This is a genomic window from Labilibaculum filiforme (assembly GCF_002843315.1).
In the GTDB taxonomy this organism is placed as follows: Bacteria; Bacteroidota; Bacteroidia; order Bacteroidales; family Marinifilaceae; genus Labilibaculum; species Labilibaculum filiforme.
The window spans coordinates 230575-243830 of record NZ_MVDD01000004.1 but is presented as its reverse complement, the minus strand read 5'-3'; the positions used below and the strand labels follow the sequence as shown (position 1 = coordinate 243830).

The following is a 13256-nucleotide window of genomic DNA, read 5'->3' as shown; positions in this document are numbered from 1 at the left end:
TATGGCAACTAAAAAACAAATAATAATTATATGAAAACCAACATGGTTTCATACATTGAACCCCAATTAGAAATGATTTTTGAATCAATGGAAACCTGAAATTACGTTTCTCACATTTATGAATTAGGAGGAAAATATTTAAAGTAAAATTTAACGTATGAATAAGATTGTATCATTACTCTTTGTGAGTGTTTTTTTATGTTCTGGTTTGGCATCTCAAGCTCAGAATACAACCACGATACCTTTGAACCCAAAGGTGAAACATGGAAAATTGTCGAATGGATTAACCTATTATGTAATGCATAATGAGGAGCCAAAAGATCGGGCTAGTTTTTATTTTGTACAAAATGTAGGAGCTATTTTGGAGGACGACGCCCAGAATGGTTTGGCTCACTTTCTGGAGCATATGGCCTTTAATGGTCTCGAGAATTTCCCTGGAAAGAACATGATTGATTATTTAGAGAAAAACGGTATTTTGTTTGGTCGCGATATTAATGCTTACACCGCACAAGACGAAACTGTTTATAATATCAGCAATATTCCGGTGAGTAACGAAGGTTTATTAGATTCAGCACTTTTGGTTTTGCACGATTGGTCGGGTGGATTACTATTAGAAGGTAAAGAAATTGAATCGGAGCGTGGTGTAATTCACGAAGAGTGGCGCACGCGTCGTAATGTCAATTTTAGACTAAGAAGTGCAACAAATCATGTGATGATGAATAATTCAAAGTACGCCGATCGCGATGTGATTGGATCTTTAGATATTATCGATAATTTTGAACATCAAAGCTTACGCGATTATTACGCTAAATGGTATCGTCCCGATAATCAGGCGGTTGTTGTTGTTGGTGATGTAGATGTAGCAGTTATCGAAGCAAAGGTAAAGGAATTATTCTCAAAAATTCCGATGCCGGAAAATGCTGCAGAGAGAGTATATTATACAGTAGAAGATAGTAAGGAATTGGCTTATGTTGTTGCTAAAGATAAAGAAGCAAAAAACCCTACTATTATGTGGCTGTTCCGAAGCGATGCTCCAAAAGTAAACAATGAGGAAACACTTCGTAAAGATATGGCCAAGAGTATGTTTTCATCTATGCTTAATGCACGTTTATCTGAAAAAACGAAGAAAGTGGAATGCCCTGCAATGGGTATGGAGTTTGGATCATTTAACATGACCAGAACAAAAGCTGCAGATTATATCTATGTTAGTCCTAAAATGGGTACAGAATTGGAGGCTTTTGCCGAAGTTCAAATGGAGTTAGAACGTGTAATTCGTCATGGTTTTACTGCTTCGGAATTGAATAGAACAAAGGTTCAAATTCAAAGATCTTATGAATCTTATTATGCAAATCGTGAGAAAATTAAGAATGACGATTGGGCGAAGCAATTAGGCGATTTTTTCTTGAAAGCAGAACCTTTTCCTTCCATAGAATGGGAAATGGAATTTGCAGCGAAAATAATTCCGGCTATTAGTTTGGAAGAGGTGAATGCTCAGGTGAAAAATTATTCAAATGTGAACAATTCGGCTCTAATTTTAAATGGTCCTGATAATGCAGAACAGTATTATCCTACTAAAGCGGAGTTATTAGCAGTGGTTACTAAGCTAAAATCTCAAGAAATTGAAGCTTATAAAGACGATGCTGGAGATACACCTTTGGTGGATAAAAAATTAGTAGCCGCAAAAATTAAGACTACTTTTAAAGTAGATGGAATGGATGCAAAAGGCTATGTTCTTGCCAATGGTGCTAAGGTGCTTATTCTACCTACCGAATTTAGTAAAGATCAAATTTCTTTTTCCTCCTTTAGTTTTGGTGGAAGTTCATTAGTGGACACCAAAGACCTGGCTTCGGCTGATATTGCTACTAGTTTGGCTCAAATATCGGGTGTGGGAAGTTACGACGTAACTCAATTGCAAAAGAAACTTGCAGGAAAAATAGTTAGCTTGAAAGCTAATTTAGGAGAACTAACCGAAGGTTTTAGTGGTTCGGCCTCTCCTCAAGATTTTGAAACTTTATTACAATTACTTTATTTAAATTTTGAAGCTCCACGTTTCGACCAAGAGGCGCTGAATGCTCAACTTGCTCAGTGGAGAAATTATGTGATTAATAAAAAGGTGGATAATGAAGCTGCTTTAAAGGATAGTATTGCTTTAGCAAATACCAACCATTCGGCACGTACTTTACTTTTTGGAGAAGAATTTATTAATAATATCGATTTTAATAAAGCTGTAGAGGTTTATAAAGATCGTTTTTCGGATGCAAGTGATTTTACATTTGTGTTTGTTGGAAACATTAATCCGGAAGTACATCTTCCATTAATTCAAAAATACATTGGTAATATTAGTTCTAGTAATAGAAAAGAAACTTTTGTAGATCATCAGGAAGGACCAGCAAAAGGAAAAACTTCTACTATTTTTGAACGGGAAATGGCTGTGCCTAAAACAACCGTTTCTTATAGTGTTGAAGGGGAGGCAGAATACAATCTAAAGAATAGATTAATGCTGAACATGATTTCTCAATTGCTTTCGAAAAGATATATGGTAACCATTCGTGAAGAAGAAGGTGGTAGCTACGGAGTTGGTGTTCGTCCTTCTTTTTCGGCCTTGCCAGTTGCAGAATTCTCTCTTGGTATCAGTTTTGACTGTAATCCTGATAAACGCGATCGTTTAATGGAAATTGTTCGCGAGGAAATCACGAATATTACCGAAAAACCATGCGATGCCAACGATTTGACTGAGATTAAAAATAATTTCAAGAAATCAAGAGAAGAGTCTGAATTACAAGATGGATTCTGGATGGGAAGTTTACAAAATAATTTAATGTATGGAACCGAATTCACGAATAAGGAAGACTATAAAAAACTAATTGATAATATTAGCAGTAAAGATATTCAGGCGTTTGCATCTAAAATTTTAAAAGAAGTAGATACCGTTGAGGTAATCATGAACCCAAAACAATAAATAACAAAATCATTAGTCTGTTTTGATTTAGTTAGGACCGGTTAGCGGTTGGCGCTGGTCGGTCCGCTCTTTTATCTGAAACTATTAACCAACCACTATTACTTACCGAAAAGCATTTATTTGCTTTTTTTATAAAATCAGCAATGAAAGAAGTTTATCTGCAAAAACTAAAAGAAGAATTTGTTCCTGCACTTGGATGCACCGAACCTGTGGCTGTTGCTTATGCCGCCTCGAAAGCAAGAGAGATCTTGAATCAATTTCCAGATCGAATTGAATTCCATGTAAGTGGAAATATTTTTAAGAATGGAATGGGAGTAGGAATTCCAGGTTCAACAATGGTTGGTTTAACTATTGCTGGTGCTTTGGGAGCCTTAGGAGGGAATCCGATGGCGGGTTTGGAAGTTTTGGATGGAATCAATCATGATGTTGTGGAGTTGGCGCAAACCTATGTGAAACAAGGGAAAGTTAAAGTAGATGTGAAGTATAATGTTGCTAAGTTATACATTGAGTGCATCTGTTATAAAGGGGAAGAATCTGGTCGGGTTATCATTCAGGATCGACATACTAACATTGTTTCCATGGAACGCAATGGAGTTGTGCTTTATAAGAGTAATCCTGAATCGAAGGAAGATGCCGTTTCCAGTATGAAAGACTGGAGTTTTAGCAGTATTTATGATTTTATTAATACAGTAGATATTGCGGATATCGCTTTTCTTGAGAAAGGAATTGCTCTTAATAAATCCATTGCCGAGGAAGGCTTAAAAGGATGTTACGGGCTGCAAGTTGGAAAATCGATGATGCTTAATATTCAAAAAGGCATATTGAAAGAGGATTTAATGAGTCGGTCCATTATGCTCACCGCAGCTGCGTCGGATGCAAGAATGGCTGGTAGTTCTATGCCTGTAATGTCGAATTGTGGTAGCGGAAATCAAGGAATTAGTGTTACGCTTCCTGTTGTGGTTGCTGCCGAAGAATTTAAAGTTGGGAACGACAAATTACTAAGAGCTTTGGCTTTGGCATTATTAGTTACGATTTACATGAAATCATTTGTTGGTCAATTGTCAGCTCTTTGTGGGGTACTATTGTCTACTGCTGGCGCAGGATGTGGTATTACATACATCATGGGAGGAGATTTTCAGCAATTAGGAATGACTTTGCAAAATATGACTGGAAGTGTAACTGGTATGATTTGCGATGGAGCTAAGTATGGTTGTTCGCATAAAATAGCAGCTAGCGTAAGTGCAGCCATCCAGTCTTCTTTATTAGCAATGAATCACAATTGTTTAAATGGTTCGAATGGGATAATCGATGATGATGTGGAAGTTACGATTCGTAATATTGGTCGTTTAGCAAATGAAGGTATGGAAGTAACCGATGAGGTGATTCTAAAAACCATGTTGGAAAAGATGAAGCAAGTTTCTTAAGAATATAGAAAGAAGAATTTTAAAGAATGGAAAGTAAAGAAGATATTGAAAGAGTAAAGTGTCTGATTATTGGATCGGGACCAGCAGGATATACAGCAGGAATTTATGCCTCAAGAGCAAATTTGAATCCTGTAGTTTATGAAGGATTACAGCCTGGTGGTCAGTTAACTACTACAACCGAAATCGATAATTTCCCTGGGTATCCCGAAGGTGTAACTGGGCCTGTTATGATGGGAGAGTTAAAGAAACAAGCAGAGCGTTTTGGATGTGATTGTCGTTGGGGAATCGTTACGGATGTAAACTTAGAGCAACGACCATTTAAGGTTAAAGTAGATGGAAATAAGGAAATTGAAGCCGATTCGGTAATTATTGCAACCGGTGCTACTGCTAAATATCTTGGTTTGGAGAGTGAAGAAAAATACAGAGGTTCGGGTGTTTCGGCATGCGCTACTTGCGATGGGTTTTTCTATAGAGGAAAAGATGTAGCTGTTGTTGGTGGTGGCGACACCGCTTGCGAAGAGGCTTCCTATTTAGCTGGTTTGTGTAAAAAGGTATACTTAATTGTTCGTAAAGATTTTTTAAGAGCTTCTAAAGCGATGCAGGAAAGAGTGCTTAGAACAAAGAATATCGAAATTTTGTGGGAACACAATACCTTAGAGTTAACCGGTGAGAATGGAGTAGAAGGCTGTACATTAATCAGTAAACTTGGCACTCCAATGGAGAAAGAAGTAAAGATCGCTATCGATGGTTTCTTTCTAGCCATTGGTCATCATCCCAATTCTGATGTATTTTCTAAGTATGTTGATACGGATGAACAAGGTTATATACTGACTCAAGCAGGTACTCCCATGACAAATGTAAAAGGAGTTTTTGCCTGTGGCGATGTTCAGGATCCAAATTACCGACAAGCGATTACTTCTGCAGCATCTGGATGTCAGGCAGCCATGGAGGCAGAGAGATATTTGGCAGAGATGAATTAATATAAAACTTAGCTTAGTGCACCAGTTCGGCTAAATAAATAACTTCCATTATTTATGGTGCAAATTTCAGTAAAGTTGGCAATCCCGTATATTTCAGACATGTATTCGTTTTAAATCAACGGTTGGGATTGCCTCTTTTTCCAATATAGTAAAAGAGAAACGAATCCTAAAATCCTACTAAAAAAAATGAATGTTTTTTAGAGGATGTAAAAAACGATTCCAACTAACAACATACAACACAAAACAACAACACAACTGCAAGCAAACGCTTAATAAGTATGGAACAAACACTAAGCGGAAGAATTCATGGTATTTCTAGTCTAATTGGAAATACTCCATTATTGGCAATTGAATTCGAATACAAGGGAACAAGAAGAACAATATATGCAAAGGCCGAGTATTTAAACATGACAGGTAGTATAAAAGACCGCATGGCCTATCATATTATCGAAAAAGCATACGAAAGTGGTGCGTTGCGCGAAGGTGATCAAATTATCGAAGCTACCAGTGGCAATACAGGTATTGCTTTTTCGGGTATTGGAAGAGCAATGGGACATCCGGTAACGATATTTATGCCCGATTGGATGAGTAAGGAGCGTATCAATTTAATGAAAAGTTATGGGGCCAACATAAAATTGGTTAGCAAAGAAGAAGGTGGTTTTCTGGGTAGTATTGATATGGCCAATCAATTGGCCGAAGGGAATAGTAATACATTTCTTCCGCTGCAGTTTTCCAACGGAGATAATTGCGAAGCTCATTACAAGACGACCGCACAAGAATTATGGTGGCAATTAAAATATAGAAATCTAATTCCTGATGCTTTTGTTGCTGGAGTTGGCACAGGAGGAACTGTGATGGGGGTTGGTAAATATTTAAAAGAGCAAAACCCGAACATACAGGTTCATCCTTTAGAGCCTTCTAATTCGCCAACCATGTCAACCGGTCATAAAGTTGGAAAGCATCGTATTCAGGGGATCTCTGATGAATTCATTCCCTCTATTGTTGAGTTAAACAAACTAGACGATATTGTGAGTGTTGACGATGGAGATGCTATTATTATGGCTCAAAAACTATCATCGATACTTGGCTTGGGTGTTGGAATTTCTTCAGGGGCTAACTTTTTAGGAGCACTAAAAATTCAGGATCAGTTAGGCGGAGAAGCAGTAGTGGTTACTGTTTTTGCCGATGATAATAAAAAATATTTGAGTACCGATTTAATGAACGAAGAGCCAATTAAGAAGGAGTTTTTGGCTCCGAATGTAAAGCTTCATAGTTTTCGCTCCTTTAAAAGAGTTTGTCATACTTGCTGTGATCCAACAGATTGTGTCGAAAGCGAATTTAATGACTCCTACGAAATGCTAAAATTACCTCTCTGTCCTCGAAGAAGTTAATTAGTGATATAATACTTTATTAGCCCGTTGAACCAATTGTTCAACGGGCTTTTTTAATCTGCCAAAGAATACGGAATGACCATTTGTTTATACTTTTGTGTCTCGATATAGATAGATTCAAACAGGAATAAATTAGGTAGATTTCTTTTTGTTTGGATTTTATTGATAAAGCACCTAAATTTCAGCGTAAACAAAACAGATCCCATCTTGAAAAGAATCGCCCTTATTTTCCTTTTATTTTTTCTTTCTAGTCTACATGCATTCACTAAAGTGAAGAGTACAGGAATTCCATTTATAAAGAATTATCACAGAAGCCAATACAACGGAGGAACCCAAAATTGGGATATTGTTCAGGCTCCCAATGGACTCGTTTATTTTGCTAATAACTCAGGAGTGTTAGAATTCGACGGTAGTAATTGGCGAGTGATTCCAATGCCAAATATTTCGGTGGTTCGTTCTTTGGCAGTAGATAGTACCGGGCGGGTATTTGTTGGTGCTTATAACGAATTTGGATATTTAGAGCCAGACCATCAAGGAAAACTAATTTACCATTCTCTTGTTGATTTGTTGCCCGAAATGGATAGGGAGTTTGAAGAAGTATGGCAAATTTTCCCCTATAAAAAAGGAATCCTCTTTCATTCCTTTCAAAAAATATTCTATTACCGCGATGGGCTTATTTCTCAAATTCAGGATAAAAATGAATTTCATTTTAGCTTTATGGTGCGCGATCAGTTTTATGTGCGCGAACAAAAAAAAGGGCTTTGCAAATTAGATGGTCGCTCCTTAGATATTCTAAAAGGAGGAGAATTGTTTAGTGATATCGAAATTGTTAATATGATTCCCTTTTCGAACAATACAATACTGATAGCCACTGCGTTAGATGGATTATTTTTATACGATGGAACTCAAATTTCCCCTTGGAATAAGGAACTTAGTCAATTATTTAAAAGTAATCAGGTATACACGGGTTTGGCTATTGGAGATTCGAAATTTGCTTTTGGAACGGTACGAAATGGAGTGTATATTATTAATAAGGAGGGACAAATAGTTCAGAATATTAATACCGAAAAAGGCTTGCAGAATAATACGGTTTTAAGCTTGTTCTTGGATAAGAATGAAAATTTGTGGATGGGATTGGATAATGGAATTGATTATCTGGAAATTAGTTCTCCTCTTTCTGTTTTCCCGAAAGATAAGAATTTGGGAGCTGGTTATGCATCGATTTATTACAAAGGCTATTTGTATTTAGGAACGAATAGGGGTTTATTTACGCGTAAATATGATTTCTCTGGCAATGCGGTAAATGGGGAAGAAGAATTTAAATTGGTTATAAATACATCGGGGCAAGTTTGGAGCTTACAGGTAATTGATGATGAATTGATTTGTGGACACAATAAAGGAACTTTTAGAATTGAAAAAAATACAGGAGAATTAATTTCTAATATAGCAGGAGGTTGGAAATATCTTTATAAAAAAGAGTATCCAAATAAAATGATAGGAGGTACTTATACTGGTTTTACTCTTTTCGAGAAATCTGCACAAACAGGTAATAAATGGAAATTTGTTAAACGAGTGGAAGGTTTCAACGAATCATCTCGCGAAATTATTTGGAGCGATGATAATAGTATCTGGATGTGTCATGGTTACAAGGGAGTTTATCATTTGTATTTAAATGAGGAGCTTGATAAATGCACAAAATTCAAATTCTATGGTGTGGAAGATGGTTTTCATTCTAATTTAGGAATTGATGTTAGTAGGCTACGCGGAGAAAACGTTTTTGCAGGTAGGGATGGCTTTTATAAATATGTTGCCGAATCCGATCAATTTGAAATCCATCAGAACTTGAATAATTTATTTGGAACCGAAGAATCTGTTAATAAATTGTATGAGCAGAAAAATGGAGATGTTTGGTTTTTTCAGGGAGAGAACGTTGGTCTGTTAAAGTCGCAAGTCGATAACTCATACGAAATGCTTAAGAAACCTTTTGCCTCCTTAAAATCTTCTTTTATTGTTGCTTTCGAGAATGTGAATGTAATCGATAAAGAAAATGTTTTGTTTGGAAAAGAGGACGGTTTTGTACATTACGACCCAACGGTTATAAAAAAATACAACGAACCATTTTCAGTTTTTATTAGAGAGGTTCGAATCAGTAGTTCTCAGGATTCTATTATCTATTATGGAGCCTACTCCAATGTCAAGGAAATTCAGTTTAATGCCGATGGTGAAAATCGAATAGAGTTGCCCTATAAGAGCAATGCGCTTCGGTTCAAATATGCTGCATCGCAATATAGCAATCCAGAGTTAATTCAATACCAATGCCAATTAATAGGCTTTGACGAAACCCCATCCATATGGGAAAATACTTTACAAAAGGAGTACACCAACCTTCCCGAAGGAGAATATGTGTTTGAAGTGATTTCACAGAATCAGTACGGACTTAATTCTGCCAAGGATCAATTTCATTTTACCATTTTGCCACCTTGGTATCGCTCACGAGTAGCATTTGTTATCTATACTTTATTGGCACTATTCTGCATTTATGCAATCATTATTCTTATACGAATTAGAATTAAATATCTGCAAAACCATTTAAAAAAGAAGCAGGAAGAGGAGCTAAAGCAAAAGGAACAAAAGTTTAGGGAGGAGGCATTGATTGCCGAAAGGGAAATTGTGCAACTAAGAAACGACAAATTGCGAGGCGAAGTTGAATTTAAAACGCGGGAGTTAGCCGGATCTACAATGAATATTATTCATAAAAACGAGGTGCTTTCCTATTCTGTAGGAGAATTGAAAAAAGCTTTGAAAAAAATTAAAGATCCAACGGCATTGGTACAGGTAAGACAACTAATGAAAACTATCGATGCAGAATTTAATAGCGATCAGGATTGGGAACAATTTGAGATGCATTTTGATCAGGTACATGAAGATTTTTTGAAAAGGCTTCGAGCCGAATATCCGCAATTAACACCAAAAGATTTACGAATTTGTGCTTACTTAAGAATGAACTTATCCACAAAAGAAATTGCTCCTTTAATGAATATTTCGGTTCGGGGAGTAGAAATAAGTCGGTATCGTTTGCGTAAGAAATTCAATATTACACGCGATGAAAATTTAATCGACTTTATTTTGAACGTTTAGTCAGGGGTATTTTTTCTGATCTAAAAAAGGCTAATGGTGTAAATCATTAGCCTTTTTTCATTATTTGATGTAGGCGGTATAAAAAATGAAAAAATGTTAAAGTAAGTTAAATATATAGATTATAAGGTAGTTATAAATATTAAAAAGGCAGTTGACGTAGTAATGATGTAATGGTGTTTTTAGTATGTAGAGTTTGTGATGTATTGGTTTTTTAGGAGGTGCAGTGATCTTGGTCGTACATTGCAATCGTTGTAGGTGTAGATTGTGAAAGCAACGCACAGAATTAATATTCTAATCTTAACTAACTAATTTTATGAAAAAAACAGTCTTGTTTTTATTTCTCACATTCTTTTGCATGACAACGTTCGCGCAAGGGCATGTTGTGACTGGTGCCGTTTCCTCGGCAGAGGATGGTACACCCATACCATTTGCCTCGGTAGTGGTAAAAGGAACAACTATTGGAACTTCTACTGATTTTGATGGAAACTATTCCTTAGAACTTGGTGAAGAAGATATTATTGTGTTTTCTATGGTTGGGTTTTCAACCCAAGAAATTGTTGTAGGAACACAAGATGTGATCAATGTTATAATGGTCACCGATAATATGGGCTTAGATGAGGTCATTGTTATTGGATATGGTGTTCAGAAAAAAAGTTCCGTAACTGGTTCTATTTCATCGGTTAAAGCAGAGGATATTCAAAAAATGCCGATTCAACGTGCCGAACAAGCATTGCAAGGACAAGTTTCTGGTGTACAAGTAACATCGAATTCAGGTCAGCCAGGTGCTGGTTTATCGGTTAATATTCGTGGAATTGGTACTACCGGAAATTCACAGCCACTTTATATTATCGATGGCAATCCTGTAGGCGATATTTCCTACTTATCTTCTACCGATATTGGTAGCATGGAGGTATTGAAAGATGCTTCTGCTTCTGCTATTTATGGTGCTAGGGGAGCAAATGGTGTTGTTATTATCACCACAAAACAAGGAACTCAAGGTGCTGCAAAACTTTCTTACGATGGTTATTATGGTATTCAAAATGCATGGAGACAAATGGATCTTTTAAATGCACAGGATTATGCTATGATTATTAATGAATCTTTATTGAATGCAGGAAAGGATAATACCTCTGCTGATTGGATTCAGGATTCTGAAATTGCTGGTATAGGTTCAGGAACAGATTGGCAAGAAGAAATTTTCCGTAAAAATGCACCAATTCAAAGTCATACGCTTTCGTTAAACGGTGGTACCGAGAAAATATTATATTCTACTGCACTATCTTATTTTAGTCAGGATGGTATCGTTTCTGAGGATAAATCGGAATATGAGCGTATTAACTTTAGAGTAAAAGGGGATTATACTTCCTATGATAAAAAGTTAAAAGTTGGTACATCGATGGTGTATTCTCACTTTACTTCGCAAGGAGTTGATCCTAATAGTGTATACAATTCTCCTTTGGCTCGTGCAATTAATATCGATCCTATTACTACTGTGAAGGATGCAGATGGTGAATTTTCGTGGCCAATACGTAACATGCAGGAAATCGTAAATCCAGTTGCTGGAATGTATTACCTGAATGACGAATACAAAACAGATAAAATTGTTGGTAATTTGTACGCAGAATACAAAGTAATTGATCACGTAAAAGTGAAAACTTCCTTAGGTATTGATTATGCCTATCAATGGCACGATGTTTATACTCCGGTATATGCTCTAAGTACAATTACTCAGAATAGTACAACAAAGGTGAGTAAAACCATGAATAGTTGGTACAGTACAAACTGGGAAACAACAATTAATTACAACAACACTTTCGGAGAGCATGAATTAGATGTAATTGCCGGAACAACTGCAATGACAAGCAACTATGAGAACTTAAGTGGTAGTGGTAGCGAATTGATTATTGATGGAATTGATTATGCTTACATTGATAATGTGGGTAACATTGAAAGTAAATCTGCAGGAGGTACTTATAGTTCTAATTCTCTATTATCCTTGTTTGGTCGTGCAAATTATAGCTTTAAAGATCGATACATGGCATCTGTAACGGTTCGTCGTGATGGGTCATCTCGTTTCGGACCAAATGATCGTTACGCTGTTTTCCCTTCTGTTTCTACAGGATGGATCGCATCCGAAGAAGATTTTTTAAAGGATAATTTAGGTCCGGTTACTTTTCTTAAGTTAAGAGTTAGTTGGGGACAAAATGGAAACGAAAATATTGGAAATTTCAGATACCTTTCTTCCATTGCTAATAATCACAATTATAGTTTTAATGCTGGTACTGTTGTAAATGGTTCTTCGCCATCAAAAATTGCGAATCCTGATCTAAAATGGGAAACTTCGGAACAAACCGATATAGGTATTGATCTAAGATTAGGTTCAAATTTCTATATGAATTTGGATTATTACGACAAGAAAACAAAAGATCTTTTGATTGATGCTCCAATTCCTGGATACGTTGGAAATAGTGCTCCTACTGTTAACGGTGGTACTGTACAAAACAAAGGTTTCGAAGCATTAGTAGGATACAATGGTAATTACAACGATTTTACCTACGGTGCTACTCTTAATTTCTCAGCAAATAAAAATGAGATGACTAAGATTAATAACGATGAAGGTATTATTTACGGGGATGTAAATGTTGGTCCTTCAGGAATGAAAAATCTAACCATTGCTAAAGAAGGGGAGCCTATTGGATATTTCTGGGGATGGGAAACTGCCGGAATTTATCAAAATCAAGCACAAATTAGTACCGATGGATCTCATCAACCAAATGCAACTCCTGGTGATTTAATTTATGTAGATCAGAATAAGGATGGAGTAATGGACGATGCCGATAGAATTAACTTAGGAGATCCACATCCTGATTTTACGGTAGGTTTAAATTTGAACTTCTCTTATAAAAATTTCGATTTAAGTATGTTCTGGTACGGTGTAGTAGGAAACCAAATTGTTGATGCAACTCGTCGTTACGATCTTCCTAATGCAAACTATCAAACATCTATTTTAGACCGATGGACAGGTGAAGGGTCTTCGAATTCAACCCCTAAGGTATCTTGGAGTGATAGTAACAACAATAATGGTAATTTTTCCGATTACATGGTTGAGGATGCTGATTATTTGAGACTTAAGAATCTACAAATTGGTTACACTTTACCAAAATCAGTTTTGGATAAACTTCATATAGAGAAATTTAGAATTTATGTGTCGGGTGATAATTTATTGACTTTCACAAAGTATTCTGGATTAGAACCTGAGATTGGAAATTCCGATAATGTATTCTATACAGGTATCGATCAAGGAATTTACCCTCAAGCGCGAGTTTATACTATTGGTGCTAATATTACTTTCTAAGATTTTTTA

The 13256-nt window shown here is 36.3% G+C and carries 6 protein-coding genes; all 6 read left to right on the top strand.

The genetic code is table 11. The annotated features are described in order from the left end of the window. Positions 1 to 157: 157 nt before the first annotated feature. The 6 genes from BZG02_RS07775 to BZG02_RS07750 all read left to right on the top strand — a co-directional run bounded on the left by BZG02_RS07775 (position 158) and on the right by BZG02_RS07750 (position 13247). A complete protein-coding gene (locus BZG02_RS07775) occupies positions 158 to 2959 on the top strand; it encodes a M16 family metallopeptidase (protein WP_101260846.1) in 2802 nt (933 codons plus the stop codon). A gap of 143 nt (positions 2960 to 3102) precedes the next feature. Beyond that, a complete protein-coding gene (locus BZG02_RS07770; protein WP_101260845.1) occupies positions 3103 to 4383 on the top strand; it encodes an L-cysteine desulfidase family protein in 1281 nt (426 codons plus the stop codon). Positions 4384 to 4409: 26 nt separating this feature from the next. After that, the gene (gene trxB / locus BZG02_RS07765; RefSeq protein ID WP_101260844.1) at positions 4410 to 5363 is read left to right on the top strand and encodes a thioredoxin-disulfide reductase; all 954 of its coding nucleotides are present in this window, start codon (positions 4410 to 4412) and stop codon (positions 5361 to 5363) included. A gap of 278 nt (positions 5364 to 5641) precedes the next feature. Then, positions 5642 to 6754: a PLP-dependent cysteine synthase family protein gene (locus BZG02_RS07760; RefSeq protein WP_101260843.1), complete on the top strand. Its 1113-nt coding sequence runs from the start codon at positions 5642 to 5644 to the stop codon at positions 6752 to 6754. A 207-nt stretch (positions 6755 to 6961) separates the two neighbouring features. Then, a complete protein-coding gene (locus tag BZG02_RS07755; protein WP_143470433.1) occupies positions 6962 to 9892 on the top strand; it encodes a helix-turn-helix and ligand-binding sensor domain-containing protein in 2931 nt (976 codons plus the stop codon). Between the two features lie 313 nt (positions 9893 to 10205). Beyond that, positions 10206 to 13247 carry a SusC/RagA family TonB-linked outer membrane protein gene (locus tag BZG02_RS07750; RefSeq protein ID WP_101260841.1) on the top strand — a complete coding sequence of 1014 codons (3042 nt, stop codon included), beginning with the start codon at positions 10206 to 10208 and terminating at the stop codon, positions 13245 to 13247. Positions 13248 to 13256: the final 9 nt, after the last annotated feature.

Excerpts from the sequence above, each read along its gene's own strand:
- BZG02_RS07775 (WP_101260846.1), top strand. The coding sequence starts at position 158 with ATGAATAAGATTGTATCATTACTCTTTGTGAGTGTTTTTTTATGTTCT.
- BZG02_RS07770 (WP_101260845.1), top strand. The coding sequence starts at position 3,103 with ATGAAAGAAGTTTATCTGCAAAAACTAAAAGAAGAATTTGTTCCTGCA.
- trxB (WP_101260844.1), top strand. The coding sequence starts at position 4,410 with ATGGAAAGTAAAGAAGATATTGAAAGAGTAAAGTGTCTGATTATTGGA.
- BZG02_RS07760 (WP_101260843.1), top strand. The coding sequence starts at position 5,642 with ATGGAACAAACACTAAGCGGAAGAATTCATGGTATTTCTAGTCTAATT.
- BZG02_RS07750 (WP_101260841.1), top strand. The coding sequence starts at position 10,206 with ATGAAAAAAACAGTCTTGTTTTTATTTCTCACATTCTTTTGCATGACA.